Consider the following 20,381-nt stretch of genomic DNA (forward strand, 5'->3'; position numbering starts at 1 on the left):
GTGGATGCCAGGCAGGAGATATGCCTGCTTGGGCCCACTGGTTCCGGAAAATCCACTTTCCTGCGCTACATCAACCACCTTGAACGCTTCGACGGCGGTCGAATCAAGTTCGACGGCGAACCTATCGGCTACGGCCAGCGCAACGGCAAGCTCCACGAAACGAAGCCGCGCGAGGTAGCGCAGCAACGCCGGGGCATCGGGATGGTGTTCCAGCACTTAAACCTTTTCCCGCACCTCACCGCGTTGGTAAATATCATCGCCGCACCCATCGGAATCAGGAAGATCCCCAAGTCCCAGGTGATCGTCCGGGCCCACTGACTCCTGGAGCAGGTCGGGCTAGGCGACAAGGCGGGGCTGCATCGGGTTCGCCCGCAACGTAGCGGATGAGGTGGTGCTCATGGACGGCGGCGGCGTGATCGAAACGGGCGCACCCGCCGAGGTGCTGGGCAACCCCAGCAGCGCACGAACCGGGGCCTTTCTGGAGTACGTAAACTATAGGAACCCACTCCCGGGACGGCGCACCGTCCATGCGGTCGTGATCGCCGACTGGCGTTCAGCGGCCGTTCGGTTTCGCCTGTTAGGGTTCCAAGGGTTGTTCGAAACGCTGGGAGTTTATGTTGCAGAAGAAATGGGTTATTTCCATGTCCCTGATCGCCTCGTTGGCGTTCATGACCGGGTGCAGTGCCGCGGAGGAACCGGGAGCCGCCCCCGAGGCCAGCGCCCCGGCCCCTGAAGCGGCGCCATCGGACGCCGCGGCACCGAAGCCGGATGTTTCCGGAATCCCGGAGGTCATTGCCGAAGTCAACGGCGAGAAAATCACCAACGCCGACTTCGTCCGTATCTACGAGGGCCAGTTCCCCCAGATGGTACAGCAGGCGCAAGCCTCTGGTCAGGAGCTTGACCAGGGCCAGTTGCGCAAGCAAACCGCCGAGGGTCTGGTGAACACCGAGCTGCTGATCCAGCAGGCGAAAAAGAAGAAGATCTTCGCGACATCCAAGGACCTTGACCAGGCACTTGGCGATGTGGCGAAGACCAATGACATGAGCGCCAAGGATTTTTTGGCGACCATGGATAAGCAGGGGCTGAACGAGGACGTTGTTCGCACCCAATTGAAGACCCAGCTCGAGGTCGGGCGGCTGATCTCCAAGGAGGTCGGAGATTTCACGCCCACCGACAAGGAACTCAAGGATGCCTACCAGGTCGTGCTTGAGCAGTACAAGGGCCAGGCCTCCGCCGGCGCGGAGGCACCCGAGGCGCCTTCCTTCAAGAAGATGAAGCCCGAGCTCGAACAGCAGCTCAAGCTCCAAAAGGAAGGTGCCGCGGTCAAAGGCTACGTCGCGGAGCTGCGCAAGGACGCCAAGGTCACCATGAACATGTAGTTCGGGCCCGGCCGGTGGCGTGGGTCAGTTCCCTTCGGATTCGCCCAGGTGCGCCAGCAGTTCCGCTTCGGCGCGGTCAAGGTAGCCGCGCATTGCAGCGGCTGCCTCTTCGCGTTTGCCCTCGGCCAGGAGCCGAACCAAGCCGGCATTGCGTTCCACATAGTGCGAATGGAAATCCGGCGCATCGCCCATGGCGTGGAAGACCAGGCGCATCTGCGCCAGGACCTTGGTCATGAGTTCCTGCAGGTGCTGGCTGCCGGTGGCCCGGACCAGCTCCTCATGGAAGCACTGGTTGGCGTCCGCCATGCTGGCAATGTCCCCGGCCGCCAGGGCCTTGCGCGCATCCACGATGATCGCTGCCAGCGCCTCGACATTCAGGTTGGGCCCCCACAGGACGGCCGCGGGCTCGATCATGCGCCGCACCCCGTAAATCTCCCGCACCCCTTCGGGACCGGGGGAGGTAACGAAGACGCCGCGGTTGGGGATCCTGGTGATGACCAGCTCGTGGTCAAGGACCGCAAAGGCCTCGCGCAGGGTGTTGCGTGAAACCCCCAGCGCATCGGAGAGGGCCTGTTCGGAGAGCTTCGCTCCGGGGAGCAGCTGTCCCTCGGCAATGCGCGAGCGCAGCACGGCGGCAACCCACGCGCCGGTGTGTGCGTGGGTTGACCCCTCGGCCAGGGGCAGTGCGGAGATCATGGCGTTCACTGGCATCCTTTCAATCTAATCCAAGGCCGTCCCGAGAGCCCCAAGCATTAAGCGATGGCCCCGAGTGCTTCGCCGCGGCCAATGGCGGTTCCCGGCTCCTGGGAGCCACGGGTGAATGTCCCGGCACGGTGGGCGGTGATATTCGATTCCATCTTCATGGCCTCCAGCACCGCCACGGTGTCTCCCTCGGCCACGGCGGCACCGTCGTCGAGCACCCACTTGACCAGGTTTCCGTTCATCGGTGCCAACAGCGCGGCGGCATCCCAGGCAGCGGCCACGTTTTCGGCCGCAACATCCAGGGCCACGCCGTTTCCGCCGTGTCGGATGGCCTCGACCAGGGACGCCGGCAGGCCGATGTCCATGGCCTTGCCGTCGACCTCGATGGTCAGGGTCTCACGTTCTGCGTTTGGCTCGGCCGCGGCGATCTCCGGGCTCGAGGCCAGCTCCTCGGCGAATTCGGATTCGATCCAGGTGGTGTACACCCCGTAGCGCTCGTCGTTGGTGAAGTCGGCGTTGCGCACCACCGCGCGGTGGAACGGCAGCACGGACGGCACTCCGGCGATGACCATTTCATCCAGGGCCACCTTGGCACGGCGCAGCGCCTGGGCGCGGGTGGCGCCGGTGACGATCAGCTTGGCCATGAGCGAGTCGTAGTGCGAGGGGATCACGGAGTCGGTGCGCACCCCGGAGTCCACGCGCACGCCCGAGCCGGTCGGGGCCTCGAATGCGGTGATGCGGCCGGGGCCGGGCAGGAAGCCACGGGCGGGGTCCTCCGCGTTGAGACGGAACTCGAAGGAGTGGCCGGTCGGGGCCGGATCCTCGGTGAGGCTGATGGGCTCCCCGGCGGCGATCCGGAACTGTTCGGCGACCAGGTCCACGCCGGTGGTTTCCTCGGTGATGGGGTGCTCTACCTGCAGCCGGGTGTTAACCTCGAGGAAGGAAATCAGTCCGTCGGGGGCGACCAGGTACTCGACGGTTCCGGCGCCGTGGTAGCCGGCCTCGCGGCAGATGGCCTTGGCCGAGGCATGGATGGAGGCGCGCTGCTCGTCGGTCAGGAACGGGGCCGGGGCCTCCTCGACCAGCTTCTGGTGGCGGCGCTGCAGCGAGCAGTCGCGGGTGCCCACCACCACGACGTTCCCGTGGGTGTCGGCGAGGACCTGGGCCTCGACGTGGCGGGGCTTGTCCAGGAAGCGTTCGACAAAGCACTCGCCGCGGCCGAAGGCCACGGTGGCCTCGCGCACGGCCGATTCGAAGGCGTCGTCGATCTCCTCGAAGTTGCGCACGATCTTGATGCCGCGCCCGCCGCCGCCGAAGGCCGCCTTGATGGCCACCGGCAGGCCGAATTCCTGGGCAAAGGCGCGCACCTCGGCGCCCGAGGCCACCGGGCCCTCGGTGCCGGGCACCAGCGGGGCGTTGGCCCGCACCGCGATTTCGCGGGCGGTGACCTTGTTGCCCAGCGCGCGGATGGACTCGGGGGAGGGGCCGATCCAGGTGAGCCCGGCGTCCATGACGGCCTGGGCGAAGTTGGCGTTCTCGGAAAGGAAGCCGTAGCCGGGGTGTACCGCATCGGCGCCAGAGCGGGCGGCGATCTCAAGGATCTTGGCCATGTCCAGGTAGGTTTCGGCACCGCTGGACCCGTGCAGGGCCCAAGCCTCGTCGGCGCGGCGCACGTGCAGTGCATCCGCGTCGGGGTCGGAGTACACGGCCACGGACACCAGCGAGGCATCCGCGCAGGCACGGGCGATGCGGACGGCGATTTCCCCGCGGTTGGCGATCAGGACTTTCTTCATGGGGTGTTTCCTTCGTGGCTGGGGGCGCCGGCGGCCCGGGGAGCATGGGGGTTGTGGGTGAGCGGGTCGACCAGTTCAAAGCGGAGCCGCGAGCCCGGGGGCAGCTGGGCTGCGGCAGGCAGGTCCTCGGCGATGACCCCGGCAATGACCGGGTAGCCGCCGGTGACCGGGTGGTCGGCCAGGAAGAGCACGGGCAGGCCGGAGGGGGGAACCTGCAGGGCGCCGACCGCCACCCCTTCGGAAGGCAGTTCCCCGGTGCGGATGCGTGTCAGCGGCGAGGAGTCCCCGGGCAGGGCCAGGCGGACGCCGACGCGGTTGGACTCGGCCGAGACGCTCCAGGTTTGGCCGGTCAGCTGCCGCAGCCCGGCCTCGCCGTACCAGTCCTCGCGGGGGCCCTTGCTGATGCGCAGCGTGTAGATGCCGTGCGCGTCGGGAACCGGCAGCGTGGAGGGCTCGGGGTTCCCGACCACGTGGGATCCGGTGACGGTGCCGACCGGCAGCAGGGTGCCGGGAGCGAGCGGGGCGGGGCCGATGCCCGACATCGAGTCGGTGGAGCGCGAGCCGAGCACGGGGTCGACGTCGATGCCGCCGCGCACGCCCAGGTAGCTGCGCAGCCCGGAACCGGAGGGGAGAAGCGTGAGTGTTTCCCCGTCGAGCAGGGCAAAGGGCGTGTTCATCTGGGGCGCGCGCTCCTCTTCGTGGAAGTCGTCCTCCTCCACGGGGGTTATCAGCAGCTGCGCGTGCGCGCCGGTGACGGACAGGACCGCGTCGCCGCGGGCGCGCAGGACCAGCGAGCCCAGGAGGTTTTCGATGACTGCCGCCTCCGCGGCATTGCCCACCAGGCGGTTGGCGGCCCGAGCGGAGGAAGTGTCTGCGGCCCCTGCGGCGGAGACCCCGAGGTTGCCCAAGCCCGGGCGGCCCAGGTCCTGGATGAGGGACTGCAACCCGGGATCCAGGATTTCCAGGTGCCCGGCTGCGGCCTTGGGTGCCGCGTGTGCGGGGGCAGCGGCGGTGCGGGAGGAAAGCTTCAGCGAAGTGTGCGAGGCGGTGAATTGCACGCGGTCCTGCGGGCGGATCAGTGCTGGGTTCTCCCGTTCCAGGTCCCAGAGCACCGCGTCGGTGTGCCCGATCAGCTGCCAGCCGCCGGGGGATTGGCGGGGGTAGACGGCCGAATAATCCCCGGCCAGGGCCACGGCACCCGAGGGCACGACCTTGCGCGGGGTGTCGCGGCGCGGCACGTTCAGGCTGCTGTTCTCCCCGAGCAGGTAGGCGAAGCCGGGGGCGAAGCCGCCAAAGGCAGCGCGCCATGTCTGCGAGGTGTGGGCATTGATGACCGACTCGATGCTCAGGTCGGTGAGCTTGGCGACCTCCGCCAGGTCCTCGCCGTCGTAATGCACGTCGACGGTGACCAGCGAGCCGGCGTTCTCCGGCGCCGTGCCCAGCTCGAGGGCGGGAATGGCGGCGGCGATCTTCCGGGCGCTGGCCCAGGAATCGGCCTTGATGAAGACGGTGGAAGCCGCCGCGAGCACGTCAAGTTGTCCGGGCAGTGGAGAGGCCTCCAGCAGGGCGTCAAGGGCCAGCACGGAGTCGAGGTCGGAGAGCTCGACGAGCACCGACCGGGTTCCGGCAAAGCGCGTCGCTGTCACGCTCATGCGAAGCTCTTGATCGACACGCCGGCGGATTCCAGTCCGGCACGAACGGCCGCGGCCATGGCGACGGCCCCCGCGGTGTCCCCGTGCACGCAGATGCTCTCGGCGTCCATCGGGATCACGGAGCCGTCGACCGCAACGATGGTGCCCTCGGTGGCCAGGCGGATCATGTTCGCGGTGACAGTCGCGGGGTCGTGCAGCACCGCGTTCGCCTCGCGGCGCGAGACCAGGGTCCCGTCGGGGTTGTAATTCCTGTCGGCAAAGGCCTCGGCAACCGGGCGCAGGCCCGCGGCCTGCGCCTTGGCCAGGGCGACGGAACCGGGCAGCAGCAACACGGGCAGGTCCGAGCCGAAGGCGCGGATGGCGTCGACGACTGCCTGGGCGTGGGCCTCGTGGTGCACGATGGTGTTGTAGAGGGCGCCGTGCGGCTTGACGTACTTGATGCCCGAACCCGCCGCGCGGGCCAGGGCCTCGAGGGCACCGAGCTGGTAGAGCACGTCGTCGGCCAGTTCGGTGGGGGAGCAGTCCAGGAAGCGGCGGCCAAAGCCGGCCAGGTCCCGGTAGCCCACGTGCGCACCGATGGTGACGTTCGCGGCGACGGCGTCGCGGCAGGTCTGGGCTATGACGCTGGGGTCCCCCGCGTGGAATCCGCAGGCAACGTTTGCCGAGGATACGGAGGTGAAAATGGCGGCATCGTCGCCCATCACCCAGTTGCCGAAGGATTCCCCGACGTCGGAATTCAGGTCGATGTAAGGCATTTGTGACCCCCGTCTCGTGTTGTGGTCCCTTAAGAATGCACTAATAACGAGGATTGTTCAACAATCTTTCGCATCGGGTTTCCCGGAGCGGCATTTCCGCGCCGCGCGTTTCGCCGTGGCACATCGGATCGCCGCGAGCCTAGGATGGGAAAAATACAGGGCGTGACGCCACGGGATGGCGTCGCACTGAGCAAGGGACGTGGGACATGAGATTCATTTTCGAAGTCGACATGAACACCGAGGCGATGAAGCTTGACCCCGAGGCCGAGCTCGGACGTGCCTTGCGCTACTGGGCCGGAAACCTGAAGAACTACCCCATGGAACCCGGCGCCGGGGAAGACATCTTCGACAGCGAATACAAGGCCGCCGGCAGCTGGGCCATTGTCGACGACTGAGTCCGCCGCCCGCCTGACCGGCGTGCCCTGCCCGGCCGGGCCGAACGGATGCCAGACTTGCACTCGTGGATATCCAAATCATCATCACCGTCATCGCCGGACTGCTGTTGGCGGTCGCCGTCGTGGGAACCATCGTCCCCGTGCTCCCCGGAAGCCTGCTGGCCATCGGCACGCTGCTGGCCTGGGGCTGGGTCCTGGGTGGCCCTGCCGCCTGGTGGTGCGCCGGCATCGGCATGGCCCTTGCGCTCGTCGGATGGGGCGCATCGACGGTGCTGACCGGCCGGAACCTGAAACAGCAGCAGATTCCGCGCGGCTCCATTGCCCTGGCCATCGCGCTGGCGGTCGTGGGCATGTTCCTGATCCCCGTGCTCGGGCTTTTCATCGGCTTTGCGGTGGGGCTGGTGCTGGGGGAATACGGGAGGCGCAGGGATTTCCCGGCGGCGCTGCGTGCCTCCGGTTCCGCACTCAAGGCCATGGGTCTGGGCGTCCTTGTCGAATTCGGCTGCGCGGCCATGGCCTCGTCGGTGTGGATGATCGGCGTGATCGCGCACTTCACCACGCGCTGAGCGGCGGATGTGCGCGGCGCCACGGGAATCGGGCGGTCCAGGCCACAGACCCCTGTGAGCTTGCCAACCGAAAGCGCTTAATAGCGCTTTCGTCGAAAATTCACACGTAATCTCAATGTTGTAACGATTGAGATGATTGCGGGTGTCGGCTTCCCCGCTCGAAGATTTTAAAAGGGGTAGGCAATGCGGTTGGCGCGTCGAACAATGCCACTTGGCGAAGACATCCTGTTGGCCCGCCATGGGTCCAACATTGCTGAAATGACCCAGGACCGCAGGAACAACCTGACCCGCGCCCGCCTGATCGACGGCAGCATCGACACCGCCTCCAACTTCCTCGTGAGCCTCAATGCAATGGCGGCGATCACCCCGGCCGAGCGCTTCAGCAAGGTCGCCGGCGACTACTCGGCCGACCGCCTGCCGGTCAGCCGTTCGGAGATCCGCTTCATGGCCAAGCTCTCGGCCGCCTGGGGCGTCGCTTCCCTCGCCTTCATCGGCGGAATGAGCTGGGTCGTCTACAACTACGGCGATCCGGAGATGCTCATGCAGGTCATGGGCACCTCGCTCTAGGGCCACTCCAACTTTTCCCATGCCGCCCCGTCGGGCCGCACCCCCACCCGTGGGTGCTTCCGGCGGGGCGGTTTTGCGCTCTGCGGGTCACGCGGGCTCAGCGCTTGCGGAACGAGAAGCGCCCCACGACCCAGCCCATGAGCAGCACCGCGCCAAGGGAGATCCACAGCGGGGCGTTCAGGTCGAGGAACAAGAACTCGATGCGGACCCGCTGGCGGTTTTGCAGGATGAAGGTGACCGCCAAGGCCGCGCCGAGGATGGCGATCCAGTTCTTGGCCGAGAGCCGCGCGAAGAATCGAAGGACCGGGTTCTTGGTGCTGCCGGGGGATTCACTCATGTCAACAGCGTAGTCGAGTCCCGCAGCTCGACTCGTGGGCCATTGCGTTGGCTCCCTGCAGTCACCGCAGTGATTCGACGGCGCTGCGGCCCGCCGGATGAAGGGAGATCCTGCCGCCCCGCCATCCGGCCGTCGCTTGGAGAGCCTACAGCGATGTGCCCCTACGGCCTGACGGCCAGCTGCGGGTAGACGTAGTCCACGGGGGCGCTGAGGGCCGCCTTGAGCTGAACTGACGTCTGGTCCGCGAGGACCTCGTGCTCGCCGGCTTCGAGTGCCTCAAAGACCGAAGCCACCAGGTCCGCCGGGTCCACCTTCGGCTCGGTGCTGTGTGCGGCCATTGCGGTGTCCACGTATCCGACGTGCACGCCCAGGACCTGGACTCCCGCCGGAGCAAGTTCCAGCCGCAGGGAGTTGGTCGCCGACCACAGGGCAGCCTTCGTCGCGGAGTAGATTCCCGCCACTGCCCACCAGGCCAGGGCCGAGTGGATGTCGATGATCGCCGCGTTGTCCTTGGCGGACAGGATCGGGGCGAAGGCACGGGCGAGGAAGAGCGGGCCCAGGAAGTTGGTCTCAACGTTCCGGCGAATCTCCTCGTCGGTGTGGGCAAGGATGCCCGGGGTGGAGACTGAGGCACCGGCGTTGTTGATCAATACCGTCACATCCTGGGCGGCCGCCAGTGCGGCCCGGATCGATGCAGGGTCGGTGACATCCAGGGTGAGTGGCACAATCCGGTTGTCGTCCCACCCTCGCGGGGTGCGGGCGGTGGCGTAAACCTTTGCCGCTCCACGGGCCAGGGCTTCGCGTACGAAGTGGGTCCCGATACCGCCGTTCGCCCCGGTGACGAGGACCACGGCTCCGTTCAATGAGGTCATGGGAAGGTTCCTTCTCTTGGTGCGGCAGGATTGCGCAGTCCAGGGGAGTGGTGGGGGTCAGGATTGGCTGAGCGCTGGATAGTCGGTGTAGCCCGCGGCGCCACCGCCATAAGTGGTGGTTGGCACGATCTCGTTCTGCTTTGCATTTGCCGGGGAGGGCCGGAGCGGCGGTCGTGCCTGGTCGACATCCGATCGAACCGATTCATCGTGGGAGAATGATTGCCTGACCGGGATGCCGATCCCGATCACTAGCGACTATACTCATAACTGAGCGCAGTCATAATATATTCCGAGAGGATCACCTCATGTCATCGCCGTCCCCACAGCTCGGTCGGCGCGAACGCAACAAGCTGGAAAAGCTCGAGCGCATCACCGCCGCAGCCAGCGAATTGTTCGCCAAGCACGGGATCGAGGACGTCACGACCCAGCAGATTGCCGACAAGGCAGACATCGGCACCGGAACGTTGTTCCTGTACGCGAAATCCAAGGGCGAATTGCTGCTGCTTGTCCAGAACGCGCACTATGCCCACGCGCTGGAGCAGGGGCAGGCAGCGGCCGGGAAAACGGCAGATGTGCTTGAGGGGGTGCTGGCAATTGTGGCGCCAATAGTGGAATGCAACCGCGTGCAGGTTGAGAACGGGCGCACCTACTTGCGTGAGATGGTCTTCGGCGACCCCGCCGAACCGCGCCATGCCGAGGCCCTGGAAATTGTCGCCCAAACCCAGGAGGCACTCGCAGCGGTCCTTGGTCGGCATGAGCGCATCGGTGAAAGCGAGGCGACAACACTGGCAGGTGTTGTCTCCGCGGCCATGTTCCTCGCGATGGCCGCGAGCATTAATGCGCAGCGGAGCACCGTTGAGGTCATCGGTGCCATCAGGGCGCAGGTTTCCGCCATTCTTCCGCACTAGGCAGCAGCCCAGTCGCCGAGCCCGAGCAACCATCACCCGTATCGAGCATGTGGAGATCAAACGATGTCAGCAAGGCCAACGCCACCGGCGAACCGTTCGCGAACGATCCATTACCAGGTCCCCGAAGCGGATAAGACAAGTTTGTTCGAGCGGACCGGACTCGAGCAGCTGCGCGCCATGGCCGAAGGGCGCATCGCGGCACCGCCGATCAGCAGCCACATCGGTTTGGAGTTCGTGGCCGTCACCGATGGGGACGTCGTGATGACAGCGCAGCCGGACGAATCGCACTACAACCCGATCGGATCGGTTCACGGCGGTTTCTTCGCCACGGTGCTGGACTCCGTGTGCGGATGTGCCGTGCACAGCACCCTTCCGGCCGGAGTGGGATACACCAGCCTGGAAATCAAGGTCTCGTTCCTGCGTCCAATCACTGCCGAAACAAGCGCCGTCACCGCGCATGGCTGGGTCACCCGACGCGGTAATTCGGTCGCCTTCGCCGATGCCGAGATTCGGGACGCGGAAGGCCGGGTACTGGCCACCGCCTCGAGCACCTGTTTGATCATCTACCCCGGCGGTGCCGTCCCGGACTCCCGGCCCGGTCCGGCGAACCAATAGCGCGTACGCATTGCCGGATGGGCCGCACAGCAGAAGTGGTTTGCGCTGTCCCGCCCGATTCGAGGGGAAGCACCGCCATTTAGGCGGCCAAGAATTTCGCGGCGATCGGAGCGAAATCCTGGTGGAACTGGAAGATGCCGCCATGTCCGGAGTTCGGATAAATGATCAGCTCGCTGCCGGGGATGCGACGGCTTAGTTCCTCGGACAGGACCGTGGGGACCATTCGGTCGTTGTCGCCATTGGCGATCAGCGTGGGCCGGGTGATCACCGAGAGATCCGATGGCGCTGAACGCCCGTACTTTTGGATGGCCTTCAACTGGGTTTGGAGTGCCTTGGTGGAGACGGCGGCGTCGCGGTTGGCGGTGCGTTCCTTGAGGCGGCCTATAAAGGACTTGCCTGCCCGTTTTCCTGGAGCGTCGCGGTTGAAGAACAGGAACTCCTTCGGGTCCGAACGCGCGACTGCAGCGCGCAGGATGTCGCGGTAGGTCACTCCCGCAACTTTGTCGATGCCCTTGCCGCCGCGTGGTCCGGTGCCGGTCAGCACCAGCCTGCGCACCAGATCCGGGTGCTTGACGATCAGGTCCTGGGCGATGAATCCACCCATCGAGAAGGAGAAGACATCGATCGTCTCGAACCCGAGGACGGTGATGAATTCATAGGCGTCGTCGGCGGCTTCCTCCAGTGTTTTGCGCACTCGCCCGGAGGATGCGCCGACGCCGAGCTGGTCGAAAGCGATGACGTGCCGATTCCGGGCAATGGGATCAACGATGCGTGGATCCCAGTTATCCAAGTTGGCGGCCAGATGCGCGAAGAAGATGACTGGGATCCCGCCCCTGGGGCCCAGTTCCCGGTAGGCGAATGTTTCCCGGCCAACGGTGATGCTCTTGTTCGGCGCCACGGCATAGGAATCGATGACCGGTTCCACCTCGTTGCCGGTGGTCATGATGGTTCTCCTTGTTGAAGATGCTGATGGAGGCGGAGATGGTTGCCGGTTCCTGATCCGGGTCGGTGGCACTCAGTTGTTGACGACTACGACTTTTCCGCGCACTCCGCCCTTGGACAGCGCCTGAACCGCTTGCGGCGTCTGGGCGAAGGGGAAGGTCGTACCCACGACGGGGCGCAGGGCGCCGCCATCGATGAGCGCGGAAATCTTGCGCAGCTGTTCACCGCTGGGGTGCATGAACAAGAATTCGTAGGACACGCCGAGCTTCCTGGCCTGTCGGCGGATCTTGCTGCTGAGTCCCGCGATAACCAGTCGCAGCAGGGGGTTCAGTCCCGCATCCTTCGCAAACGCTGGATCCGGTGGACCGGAAATCCCGATCGCCTTTCCTCCTGGCTTCAGGATCCGCAGCGACTTTTCCAGATTCTCGCCACCCAGGGGATCAAGGACCAGGTCGTAGCCGGAAAGCTCCTTTTCGAAGTCCTGGCTGCGGTAATCAATCACTTCGTCCGCACCCAGGGAACGAACGAAGTCGGCATTGGCGGCCGAGGCCGTGGTGGCAACGTGGGCGCCGAGGTGCTTGGCCAGCTGGATCGTCAATGACCCGACACCTCCGGCACCTGCATGAATCAGAACCTTCTGGCCAGGCTTCAGCTTCCCTTTGACCACCAGGGCCTGCCAGGCGGTCAGCGCCACCAGCGGGAGGGACGCTGCTTCTGCCACGGTAACGGAGGTGGGGCGCAACGCCAGGTCCGCCTCGGTGACTGCCACCCGTTCGGCGAACGTTCCCACCCGGTCCTTGGCAACCCGGGCGTAGACTTCGTCGCCAATCTTGAATCCGGTGACATTCGCGCCGATGCCGATGACGCTACCCGCCATATCGTGCCCGATCCCATGGGGCAGCGAGTAGGGCAGGATCGACTTGAACTCGCCCTCAATGATCTTCGCATCGAGCTGGTTCACGCCGGCGGCAGCCACCTGCACAAGTACATCGTGGTCACCCACGGCGGGCTCTGGGACATCTGCCTGCTGGAGAGGTTGCTTGTACTGGCTGAACACGAACGCTTTCATGGCGCAGGGGCTCCTGTCTGGGTTGGGTCTTAGGGCGGTGTTGATGCTGTTGGGCGTTTGGGGAACGTAAGGTCCTCGTGGGTGAGGAACATGTGCTTTTGAACCTCGGTGCCGTGCCCGGAGCCGGAAAGTATTCTCACCGAGGATGTTCGGAAAAGACTTGCCGCTGAGTCGATAACGGTCGGAGGAACCCCGGTCTTATTCTCTCCGGCCGATCATCGGCCCACCTGGGAGGCGACGGTCAACGGGCCTTGCTGTCGAGCCTCGGGGAGTTGGGTGTGGGAGTGCCCCGGGGATGACCGGTGATCGAGTTGGCCGTCATGATTCCTCACGCCTTGTGTAACCCGAAATCGGACAATACGAGCATACTCAATTATGAGTGCACTCATTTATTAAGTCAAGGGGGGAGACGTCGGGCCCGGACCGCGGTTCTAGGCGATCGCTGTCTGTTCCATGAGCCCGGCGATGATGGCCCTGAGTCCGGTCATGAAGGCAGCGTCGGCACTGTTTCGGCCCGTCGCCCGTTGCGCCTCCAGGGCACTTTCGAAGCTTGGCATTTTTCCGGCGTTCGCGCCCGGGTCGAAGATGTCCAGGGGTGCGGTGGCGTCGAGGGCCGATCCGAAAATAAACGATTCGAGTGCCACAATGGCCGGGACGATCTCGGCCTGCTTCCAGCCGGCGCGGGTGAATCCCGCGGCGACCTTTTCGTACATCTCCTGCGTGCGCGGTGAGCCGGAGACCGGCAGGACCGCGATCAGCGGAATTAGCGGGGCGTGCTCGGCAAAAATGCCCCGGTAGGTCACCGCCCATTTCTCCAGGGCCTCGTCCAGTGGCAGCGTTTCAAAGACCGTGGAATCGACCCCGTCCATCACGATTTCCTGGATCCATTGCATGAGTTCCTGCTTGGATTCCACGTGGTTGTACAAGGCTGAGGGCGAGACGCCCAGTGACTTTGCCACCGAGGACATGGTCAGGGTGGAATAGCCCCCCGCCACAACGAGCTTCAGGGCGGCCCGGGCAATGAGCTCCCGGTCGAGTACCACCGACCGTGGGCGGCCGGCGCGGCGACGGGGAGCCCCGGCCGGTGCTGCTGATTCCTGGTTCAAAGTCCGCTCCTGACGTGGCCTACTTCACAATACTGCACTTTATGGCCTACCATGGAACCAGTCTAGTAAATGAATGCCATTCATTTAAAAACCGAAAGAAGTGGAAGCCCATGACAACCCTGGATCGCGACGTCGTCATCATCGGAGCGGGTCCCTCGGGCCTGACCGCAGCCTACGAACTGCGCAAGGCCGGCAAGACCGTCGCAGTGCTTGAGGCACGCGACCGCGTCGGCGGCCGCACCTGGACCCAGGACATGGACGGTGCCACCATCGAGATCGGCGGCCAGTGGATCTCCCCGGACCAGACTGGCCTGTACTCGCTGATCGAGGAACTGGGCATCGAGACCTTCGAACGCCACAAGGAAGGCGCCTCCGTCTACCTGGCCGAAGACGGCACCCGCACCGTCTATTCAGGGGAAGACTTTCCGGTGGGCGAGTCCACCGTGGCCGAGATGAACAGGCTCATTGCCGAAATGGACCGCCTCACCACCGAGGTCAACCCGGACGCCCCGTGGGAACACCCGCAGGCCGAGGAGCTCGACAAGATCTCCTTCCACCACTGGCTGCGCAACATTTCCGGCGACGAGGTCGCCTGCAACAACGTCGGGCTGTTCATCGCCGGCGGCATGCTCACCAAGCCCGCCCACACCTTCTCCGCGCTGCAGGCGTTGCTGATGTCCTCCTCCGCCGGATCCTTCTCCAACCTCGTCGACGAAGACTTCATCCTCGACCGCCGCATCGTCGGCACCATGCAGGGCGTCTCGATCGCCCTTGCCGAACGGCTGGGCGAAGACGTCTTCCTGAACAACCCGGTGCTCAAGCTGGACTGGTCCGATGCGGGCGTGACCGCCCACGGCGCTGATGTGAGCGTCAACGCCAAGAAGGTCATCGTTGCCGTTCCGCCGAACCTGTACTCGCGCATTTCCTACAACCCGCCGCTGCCGCGCCGCCAGCACGTGACCCACCAGCACCAGTCCATGGGCCTGGTCATCAAGGTCCATGCCGTGTATGAGACTCCGTTTTGGCGCGAGGAGGGGCTCTCGGGCACCTGCTTCGGCCCGTCAGCAATCGTGCAGGAGGTTTACGACAACACCTACCACGGGGAATCCACCGGAACCCTGGTCGGGTTCATCTCCGACACCCAGGCCGACGCCATGTTTGCACTGGACGAGGCCGCGCGCAAGGAAGCCATTCTCAAGGGCATCGCCGGGTTCCTGGGGGACAAGGCGCTGGATCCGGAAGTGTTCTACCTTTCCGACTTCGCTGCCGAGGAATGGACCCGCGGGGCATACGCCACCAGCTACGACCTGGGCGGCCTGTTCCGCTTTGGACCGGACCAGAACAAGAACGTCGGCCCGATCTACTTCTCCTCCTCGGATTTGGCTGGCGAGGGCTACCAGCACGTCGACGGCGCGGTGCGCATGGGGCGGCGAACTGCCGCGCGCATCGTCGCCGCGGTGGACGGCACGGAGCACGATATGGACTACGACGGTGTCGTCTCCAAGTTCGGCACCCTCGCGGCGTTGGACGCCTAGCACCATGCGCCTGCTTGTTGGATACACCGCCGATGCCCGGGGCGCCGAGGCGATTGCCCTGGCCGCCGCGCTGGGCGGGCCCGCCGCCCACCTTGACCTTGCCATCGTCCTGCCCGAAAGCACTCCGTTCTCCGCGGTCTACCCGGGCGGCGACCACGGGTATTGCTCCATCCTGGCCGAGAAGGTCGACCTGTGGGCAAAGGAAGCGCTCGCCCTGGTCCCTCCGGGCATCAGCGCCCGAGTGATTGCCCGGGCGGTGGGCTCCCCGGCCCAGGGCCTGATTGCCTTGGCCACGGAGACCGGCGCACGGGCCATCGTGCTGGGCGGCCGCAAGCGCCACATGGCAGGGTTCTTTGCCCCGGGATCGGTGGCCAGCGCGCTGCTGCACGCCGCGCCGATCCCGGTGGCCATGGGGTCCCCCGAGGCCGTTGCTTCGCTGGAGAGGGCCAACGGCCAACTTCGCCGGGTCACCGCCCTGGTGGGCACCCGCCCCGGGGCCAAGGGGGTGGTGCAGGCTGCCGCCGCCGCCGCGCACCAGCAGGACCTGCAGCTTCGGGTCGTGTCCCTCGTGGCCCAGGACGACAACGACACCCGCGCCGCGGACCTGGACGAATCCATCTCCCGGGCCCGGGCAAACGTCGCCGAGGTCGTGGCCGAACTGGGTGTCGCAGCCGAGATCTCCATTGCCTCCGGCACCGGCATCGACGATGCCATTGCCGAATTGGGATGGGAAGACGGGGAAATTGCCGTCGTCGGTTCGAGCCGGCTGGCGCGCAAGCGCCGGCTCTTCCTAGGCTCCACTGCCCAACGCATGTTGCGGACCCTGCCGGTTCCGCTGGTGGTGGTTCCCAAGAACTACCAAACGGGGCCGGCACGGTCCTAGCACCAATCACCGCATGATGGTGCGGCGCGTTCCCTTTCGGGGTCACGTGCCGCACCGCCAGGATGAAGGAAACCAATCATGAGTCGTGAAACAACGACCGAAACCCGTCCCGCGCAGGATGCCGCATCGGGCCTGGGCAACAAGGGACTGTCAAAGGGCACCGTCGGGGTGCTCGGCGCCGTGGTCATCGGGATTTCGTCCATTGCCCCCGCCTACACGTTGACCGCGGCACTGGGGCCCACGGTCGCCGAGGTGGGCACCCAGCTCCCGGCCATCTTCATCGCAGGATGCCTGCCCATGCTCCTGGTGGCCCTGGGATACCGCGAGCTCAACAGCGCCATGCCCGACTCGGGCACCTCGTTCACCTGGGCGACCCGCGCGTTCGGACCCTGGATCGGCTGGATGGGTGGCTGGGGCCTGGTCGCCGCCACCATCATCGTGCTCTCCAACCTGGCGGCCGTCGCGGTTGACTTCTTCTACATCCTTCTCGCCCAGCTCACCGGCAACGACGCCATCGCCGAGCTGACGACGAACCTGTGGGTCAACATCCCCACGACCCTGGTGTTCATCGCCGCCGCGTGCTGGATTTCCTATCGCGGCATGCAGACCACCAAGGCCTTCCAGTACTGGCTGGTCGCCTTCCAGCTCATCGTGTTGGCCTGGTTCGCGATCGCCGCCTTCGGCCACGTGAAAAACGGCACGGCCTTCGACCCGACACCCATCTCACTGGACTGGTTCAACCCCCTGGCGGTGGAATCCTTCGGGGCCTTCGCCGCCGGCATCTCCCTGTCGATCTTCATCTTCTGGGGCTGGGACGTCACCCTCACCATGAACGAGGAGACCAAGAACCCCGCCAAGGTGCCGGGCCGCGCCGCGACGATAACGGTGCTTGTCATCATGGGCATCTACATGGTCATCTCCCTTGCGGTCATCGCCTATGCGGGTATCGGCGAGACCGGGCTCGGCGCCGGCAACCCGGAGAACCAGGAATCGATCTTCGCCGTCCTGGCCGGACCCGTCATGGGACCGTTTGCGATCCTGATGTCCCTGGCCATCCTTTCCTCCTCGGCCGCTTCCCTTCAATCGACCCTGGTGTCCCCGGCCCGCACCCTGCTGGCCATGGGCTACTACAAGGCACTGCCGGAAACCTTCGGCAAGATTTCCCCGCGCTTCATGTCCCCGTCGGTGGCGACCGTCACCGCCGGCGCGGCCGCCGCCGGCTTCTACGTCATCACCCGCCTGCTCAGTGAAAACGCGCTGTGGGACACCATCACCGCCCTGGGCCTGATGATTTGCTTCTACTACGGCGTCACCGCGCTCGCCTGCGTCTGGTACTTCCGCCGCGAGGCCTTCGACTCGGCGCGCAACTTCTTCTTCAGGTTCCTGGCCCCGCTGTTGGGCGGGGTGATCCTGCTGGTGATGTTCGTGAGCACCGCGCGCGACTCGATGGACCCGGACTACGGTTCGGGTTCCAACATCGGCGGCCTGGGCATGGTGTTCATCCTGGGAGTGGGCGTGCTGCTGCTGGGCGTGGCCATCATGTTCTGGATGCGCGTGCGCAGCCCGGGATTCTTCAAGGGGGAAACGCTCAAGCGCCTGAGGTAACCCGGAACCCGGGACAAGGCAAGACGGCTGCCTGCCGGATCGCGGCTTCACGTCGCCGGCGGGCAGCTTCCCGCGTTAAGCCCCCAAACAATCCCCGCACCCGATCTCCACCGGCATGGGAGAATTGAGGGTGGCGGCAGGGAAGTCTCCCGCGCCGAACCCATTCTTTGATGAAAGAGAGTCATGAGCGAGGAACTTGTGGTGCTGTTGGCAGCCGATGGCACCCGCATCGGCACCGAGCCCAAGGCGAGCGTGCACACCGCGAACACCCCGTTGCACCTGGCGTTTTCCTGCTACCTCTATGACGGGGAGGGGCGGATCCTGATGACCCGGCGCGCCCTGGGCAAGAAGACCTGGCCGGGAGTGTGGACCAATTCGTTTTGCGGGCATCCCGGTGCCGACGAATCCTTTGAGGATGCCATGGTGCGCCGTGCCGGGCAGGAACTGGGCGCCGCCATCGGCGGGATCCGACCGCTGCTCCCGGACTTTGCCTACCGGGCCGTTGATGCCTCGGGCATTGTGGAAAACGAGGTTTGCCCGGTTTTTGCGGCCCGGATAGCCGGGGACCTCGAGCCCAATCCGGACGAGGTTGCCGAATACGCGTGGGTCGCCCCCGCCGACCTGTTGGCCGCGGCCAAGGCAACGCCCTTCGCCTTCTCCCCGTGGCTGCTCGAACAAATCGCCCAGGGTTCGCTGGACGATCCCCTGCCGTAGGACGGCTTGCGGGCCGAAGCCTCCCTTGCCCGGAACACGGGGGAGGGAGGCTTCGCCATTGCCGGAGGTCTTGGGACGGGCACGGCACGCTGCCAAAAGCCGGATTTCGTACGGGCGTATTCCGGCCACAATTTAGTAGGAAGACCTAGTAAATTTTGAAGGTTCCTAGTAGTCTCGCGAATGAATGCAGAGCCCAGCATCACAAGGAGAACTCGGATGAAGATCGTGGTTTTGATCAAGCAGGTTCCGGACACAGCGGAGGAACGCAGGTTGTCCCCGGACACCGGAAGGGTCGACCGCGAAGGCACCGACCCGGTCATTGACGAAATCACCGAAAGAGCCCTCGAACTGGCCCTCACGGTCAAGGACCGAGACAAGTCCACCGAGGTCGTGGTCGCCACCATGGGCCCCGCCGACGCCGCCAAGTCCATCCGCAAGGCATTGTCGATGGGAGCCGATTCCGGCATCCACATCCTGGATGATTCGCTGGCGGGAGCCGACATGGTCCTCACCGCCGCGACGCTGGCTGCGGCACTGCGCGACACCGGCGCGGACCTGGTCATCGCCGGAAACGAGTCCACCGACGGACGGGCCGGAATGATCCCGGCAATGATCGCCGAACACCTGGGCCTGCCGCTGTTGGGCTCCCTGGTGTCAGCGGAAATCGGAGGCGACGCCGTCGCCGGGGTGCGGCTCTCCGAGGTCGGCACGCAGGAAGTCACCGCGTCCTACCCCGCAGTCCTCACCGTCACCGAACGATTCGAGGAAGCCCGCTTCCCCAACTTCAAGGGCATCATGGGCGCCAAACGCAAGCCGCTGGCAACCATCTCCGCCGCCGATCTCGCGGTCTCCGCCCAGGTGCGCAGCACCATGCTGGATGTTGCGCAGCGGCCACCGCGCACCGCCGGCCGCAAGATTGTCGACGACGGGAACGCCGCCGCCGAACTTGTCGACTTCCTCGCCGCCCGGCGCCTGATCTAGCAAAGGTCCCCTTCCATGCCAAGCATCCTTGCCCTCATCGAACTCACCCACACCGGACACGCCACCGCATCGACGCGTGGCCTGCTGGCGGTCGCCGCCCGGCTCGGCACTCCCGTCGCCGTCACCGTTTCCGCGACCACACTGCCGCCGGAAACCGTGGCCAGGCTCGGCGAGCTCGGCGCCGCGAAAATCCACGCCGTGGAAATGGCCGACGCGGACACCACCTTGCTCACCCCCCTTGTCGATGCGCTTGCCGACGCAGTGGCCGCCCATGCACCGGAGGCCGTGCTCCTCGCCGCATCGGTCGATGGCCGCGAGGCTGCAGCCCGCTTGGCTGTGCGCACCGGCGGGGGACTTCTGGCCGATGTCGTGAACGCGGCCACCTCCGATTCCGGGATCGTCACCGAACATTCCGTTTTTGGCGGCAGCTACTCCGTACACGCCACCGTGCCCGGTGCCCTGCCCATCATCACCCTGCGCTCGGGCGCCATCGACGAACAGGCAGCGCCTGCCACGGCCGAGGTCAACGTCGTCCGGCTCGAGCCGGGCACCGCGCGTACCGCCACCATCACCTCGCGCGCCGATGCACCGGAAGAATCTTCCCGGCCGGAACTTCGCGGGGCTGCCACCGTGGTCTCCGGCGGCCGCGGACTGGGTTCGGCCGAGAACTTCGTGCTGGTCGAGCAGCTGGCAGATGCCCTCGGCGGAGCGGTCGGAGCCTCCCGCGCAGCCGTTGACGCCGGATTCATTGCCCAGAGGGCCCAAGTCGGGCAGACAGGGGTGAGCGTGTCCCCGCAGCTGTATTTGGCCCTGGGCATCTCAGGGGCCATCCAGCATCGCGCCGGCATGCAGACGGCCAAGACCATCGTGGCCATCAACCGTGACGAGGATGCCCCGATTTTCGAGATCGCCGATTTGGGTATCGTTGGGGATGTGTTCACGGTGGTTCCGCAGGTGGTCGAACTGCTCAAGTCCCGCTCCTGAGCCACCCCGAACGCACCTACC

General features: G+C 65.6%; 22 protein-coding genes. 13 read left to right on the plus strand and 9 right to left on the minus strand.

Going from position 1 to position 20,381, the window contains the following annotated elements; all coding sequences use genetic code 11:
- Together OIU93_RS11190 and OIU93_RS11195 are read left to right on the plus strand one after the other, a co-directional pair.
- Positions 1-318, plus strand: a complete 318-nt coding sequence (locus OIU93_RS11190) for an ATP-binding cassette domain-containing protein (protein WP_264270160.1) — start codon at positions 1-3, stop codon at positions 316-318.
- A 296-nt stretch (positions 319-614) separates the two neighbouring features.
- Complete coding sequence (locus OIU93_RS11195) at positions 615-1,379, plus strand: SurA N-terminal domain-containing protein (protein ID WP_264270161.1); 765 nt, start codon at positions 615-617, stop codon at positions 1,377-1,379.
- 24 nt (positions 1,380-1,403) lie between these two features.
- Here OIU93_RS11195 and OIU93_RS11200 read toward each other — a convergent pair whose 3' ends face one another.
- The 4 genes from OIU93_RS11200 to OIU93_RS11215 are packed head-to-tail and all read right to left on the minus strand — an operon-like array spanning position 1,404 to position 6,281.
- Positions 1,404-2,090 carry a GntR family transcriptional regulator gene (locus tag OIU93_RS11200; protein ID WP_264270162.1) on the minus strand — a complete coding sequence of 229 codons (687 nt, stop codon included), beginning with the start codon at positions 2,088-2,090 and terminating at the stop codon, positions 1,404-1,406.
- Positions 2,091-2,131: 41 nt separating this feature from the next.
- A complete protein-coding gene (locus tag OIU93_RS11205) occupies positions 2,132-3,874 on the minus strand; it encodes a biotin carboxylase N-terminal domain-containing protein (protein WP_264270163.1) in 1,743 nt (580 codons plus the stop codon).
- On the minus strand, positions 3,871-5,526 hold the full coding sequence (locus OIU93_RS11210; protein ID WP_264270164.1) for a carboxyltransferase domain-containing protein: 1,656 nt from the start codon (positions 5,524-5,526) through the stop codon (positions 3,871-3,873). Before OIU93_RS11210 ends, OIU93_RS11205 begins: the two co-directional genes overlap by 4 nt.
- On the minus strand, positions 5,523-6,281 hold the full coding sequence (locus tag OIU93_RS11215) for a LamB/YcsF family protein (protein WP_264270165.1): 759 nt from the start codon (positions 6,279-6,281) through the stop codon (positions 5,523-5,525). The genes OIU93_RS11210 and OIU93_RS11215 overlap by 4 nt, the downstream gene beginning before the upstream one ends.
- 206 nt (positions 6,282-6,487) lie before the next feature.
- Between OIU93_RS11215 and OIU93_RS11220 the strand changes: the two genes are divergently transcribed.
- The 3 genes from OIU93_RS11220 to OIU93_RS11230 all read left to right on the plus strand — a co-directional run bounded on the left by OIU93_RS11220 (position 6,488) and on the right by OIU93_RS11230 (position 7,809).
- Entirely contained in the window at positions 6,488-6,676 is a 189-nt protein-coding gene (locus OIU93_RS11220; RefSeq protein WP_264270166.1) for a hypothetical protein, read from the plus strand.
- Positions 6,677-6,741: 65 nt separating this feature from the next.
- Positions 6,742-7,242: a DUF456 domain-containing protein gene (locus OIU93_RS11225; protein ID WP_264270167.1), complete on the plus strand. Its 501-nt coding sequence runs from the start codon at positions 6,742-6,744 to the stop codon at positions 7,240-7,242.
- A gap of 204 nt (positions 7,243-7,446) precedes the next feature.
- Positions 7,447-7,809: a hypothetical protein gene (locus OIU93_RS11230; RefSeq protein WP_264270168.1), complete on the plus strand. Its 363-nt coding sequence runs from the start codon at positions 7,447-7,449 to the stop codon at positions 7,807-7,809.
- Between the two features lie 97 nt (positions 7,810-7,906).
- Here OIU93_RS11230 and OIU93_RS11235 read toward each other — a convergent pair whose 3' ends face one another.
- Positions 7,907-8,146: a hypothetical protein gene (locus tag OIU93_RS11235; RefSeq protein ID WP_264270169.1), complete on the minus strand. Its 240-nt coding sequence runs from the start codon at positions 8,144-8,146 to the stop codon at positions 7,907-7,909.
- Positions 8,147-8,307: 161 nt separating this feature from the next.
- On the minus strand, positions 8,308-9,018 hold the full coding sequence (locus tag OIU93_RS11240) for an SDR family oxidoreductase (RefSeq protein WP_264270170.1): 711 nt from the start codon (positions 9,016-9,018) through the stop codon (positions 8,308-8,310).
- Positions 9,019-9,323: 305 nt separating this feature from the next.
- Here OIU93_RS11240 and OIU93_RS11245 point away from each other — a divergent pair, with 305 nt between their 5' ends.
- Together OIU93_RS11245 and OIU93_RS11250 are read left to right on the plus strand one after the other, a co-directional pair.
- Entirely contained in the window at positions 9,324-9,926 is a 603-nt protein-coding gene (locus tag OIU93_RS11245; protein WP_264270171.1) for a TetR/AcrR family transcriptional regulator, read from the plus strand.
- Between the two features lie 141 nt (positions 9,927-10,067).
- The gene (locus OIU93_RS11250) at positions 10,068-10,541 is read left to right on the plus strand and encodes a PaaI family thioesterase (RefSeq protein ID WP_264270172.1); all 474 of its coding nucleotides are present in this window, start codon (positions 10,068-10,070) and stop codon (positions 10,539-10,541) included.
- A 79-nt stretch (positions 10,542-10,620) separates the two neighbouring features.
- Here OIU93_RS11250 and OIU93_RS11255 read toward each other — a convergent pair whose 3' ends face one another.
- The 3 genes from OIU93_RS11255 to OIU93_RS11265 form a co-directional block, all read right to left on the minus strand.
- On the minus strand, positions 10,621-11,484 hold the full coding sequence (locus OIU93_RS11255) for an alpha/beta fold hydrolase (RefSeq protein WP_264270173.1): 864 nt from the start codon (positions 11,482-11,484) through the stop codon (positions 10,621-10,623).
- 72 nt (positions 11,485-11,556) lie between these two features.
- The gene (locus OIU93_RS11260; RefSeq protein ID WP_264270174.1) at positions 11,557-12,552 is read right to left on the minus strand and encodes an NADP-dependent oxidoreductase; all 996 of its coding nucleotides are present in this window, start codon (positions 12,550-12,552) and stop codon (positions 11,557-11,559) included.
- A gap of 431 nt (positions 12,553-12,983) precedes the next feature.
- Complete coding sequence (locus OIU93_RS11265; protein WP_264270175.1) at positions 12,984-13,658, minus strand: TetR/AcrR family transcriptional regulator; 675 nt, start codon at positions 13,656-13,658, stop codon at positions 12,984-12,986.
- 41 nt (positions 13,659-13,699) lie between these two features.
- On the opposite strand from OIU93_RS11265, the gene OIU93_RS11270 reads away from it, so the two are divergent.
- The 6 genes from OIU93_RS11270 (at position 13,700) to OIU93_RS11295 (ending at position 20,360) form a co-directional block, all read left to right on the plus strand.
- Positions 13,700-15,193: an NAD(P)/FAD-dependent oxidoreductase gene (locus OIU93_RS11270; protein ID WP_264270176.1), complete on the plus strand. Its 1,494-nt coding sequence runs from the start codon at positions 13,700-13,702 to the stop codon at positions 15,191-15,193.
- 4 nt (positions 15,194-15,197) lie between these two features.
- Complete coding sequence (locus tag OIU93_RS11275; protein WP_264270177.1) at positions 15,198-16,076, plus strand: universal stress protein; 879 nt, start codon at positions 15,198-15,200, stop codon at positions 16,074-16,076.
- A 78-nt stretch (positions 16,077-16,154) separates the two neighbouring features.
- Complete coding sequence (locus OIU93_RS11280; protein WP_264270178.1) at positions 16,155-17,681, plus strand: APC family permease; 1,527 nt, start codon at positions 16,155-16,157, stop codon at positions 17,679-17,681.
- A gap of 183 nt (positions 17,682-17,864) precedes the next feature.
- Positions 17,865-18,395 carry an isopentenyl-diphosphate Delta-isomerase gene (gene idi, locus OIU93_RS11285; RefSeq protein ID WP_264270179.1) on the plus strand — a complete coding sequence of 177 codons (531 nt, stop codon included), beginning with the start codon at positions 17,865-17,867 and terminating at the stop codon, positions 18,393-18,395.
- A 216-nt stretch (positions 18,396-18,611) separates the two neighbouring features.
- A complete protein-coding gene (locus tag OIU93_RS11290) occupies positions 18,612-19,376 on the plus strand; it encodes an electron transfer flavoprotein subunit beta/FixA family protein (RefSeq protein ID WP_264270180.1) in 765 nt (254 codons plus the stop codon).
- A gap of 15 nt (positions 19,377-19,391) precedes the next feature.
- On the plus strand, positions 19,392-20,360 hold the full coding sequence (locus tag OIU93_RS11295; RefSeq protein WP_264270181.1) for an electron transfer flavoprotein subunit alpha/FixB family protein: 969 nt from the start codon (positions 19,392-19,394) through the stop codon (positions 20,358-20,360).
- Positions 20,361-20,381 lie beyond the last annotated feature (21 nt).

Source organism: Paeniglutamicibacter sp. ZC-3, assembly GCF_025847175.2.
GTDB classification, from domain to species: Bacteria; Actinomycetota; Actinomycetes; order Actinomycetales; family Micrococcaceae; genus Paeniglutamicibacter; species Paeniglutamicibacter sulfureus.

Coding starts and splice junctions, on each gene's coding strand:
- OIU93_RS11205 (WP_264270163.1), bottom strand. CDS start 3,874: ATGAAGAAAGTCCTGATCGCCAACCGCGGGGAAATCGCCGTCCGCATC.
- OIU93_RS11220 (WP_264270166.1), top strand. CDS start 6,488: ATGAGATTCATTTTCGAAGTCGACATGAACACCGAGGCGATGAAGCTT.
- OIU93_RS11245 (WP_264270171.1), top strand. CDS start 9,324: ATGTCATCGCCGTCCCCACAGCTCGGTCGGCGCGAACGCAACAAGCTG.
- OIU93_RS11200 (WP_264270162.1), bottom strand. CDS start 2,090: ATGCCAGTGAACGCCATGATCTCCGCACTGCCCCTGGCCGAGGGGTCA.
- OIU93_RS11255 (WP_264270173.1), bottom strand. CDS start 11,484: ATGACCACCGGCAACGAGGTGGAACCGGTCATCGATTCCTATGCCGTG.
- OIU93_RS11270 (WP_264270176.1), top strand. CDS start 13,700: ATGGCCTACCATGGAACCAGTCTAGTAAATGAATGCCATTCATTTAAA.
- OIU93_RS11210 (WP_264270164.1), bottom strand. CDS start 5,526: ATGAGCGTGACAGCGACGCGCTTTGCCGGAACCCGGTCGGTGCTCGTC.
- idi (WP_264270179.1), top strand. CDS start 17,865: ATGAGCGAGGAACTTGTGGTGCTGTTGGCAGCCGATGGCACCCGCATC.
- OIU93_RS11215 (WP_264270165.1), bottom strand. CDS start 6,281: ATGCCTTACATCGACCTGAATTCCGACGTCGGGGAATCCTTCGGCAAC.
- OIU93_RS11260 (WP_264270174.1), bottom strand. CDS start 12,552: ATGAAAGCGTTCGTGTTCAGCCAGTACAAGCAACCTCTCCAGCAGGCA.
- OIU93_RS11280 (WP_264270178.1), top strand. CDS start 16,155: ATGAGTCGTGAAACAACGACCGAAACCCGTCCCGCGCAGGATGCCGCA.
- OIU93_RS11195 (WP_264270161.1), top strand. CDS start 615: ATGTTGCAGAAGAAATGGGTTATTTCCATGTCCCTGATCGCCTCGTTG.
- OIU93_RS11275 (WP_264270177.1), top strand. CDS start 15,198: ATGCGCCTGCTTGTTGGATACACCGCCGATGCCCGGGGCGCCGAGGCG.
- OIU93_RS11295 (WP_264270181.1), top strand. CDS start 19,392: ATGCCAAGCATCCTTGCCCTCATCGAACTCACCCACACCGGACACGCC.
- OIU93_RS11240 (WP_264270170.1), bottom strand. CDS start 9,018: ATGACCTCATTGAACGGAGCCGTGGTCCTCGTCACCGGGGCGAACGGC.
- OIU93_RS11290 (WP_264270180.1), top strand. CDS start 18,612: ATGAAGATCGTGGTTTTGATCAAGCAGGTTCCGGACACAGCGGAGGAA.
- OIU93_RS11235 (WP_264270169.1), bottom strand. CDS start 8,146: ATGAGTGAATCCCCCGGCAGCACCAAGAACCCGGTCCTTCGATTCTTC.
- OIU93_RS11230 (WP_264270168.1), top strand. CDS start 7,447: ATGCCACTTGGCGAAGACATCCTGTTGGCCCGCCATGGGTCCAACATT.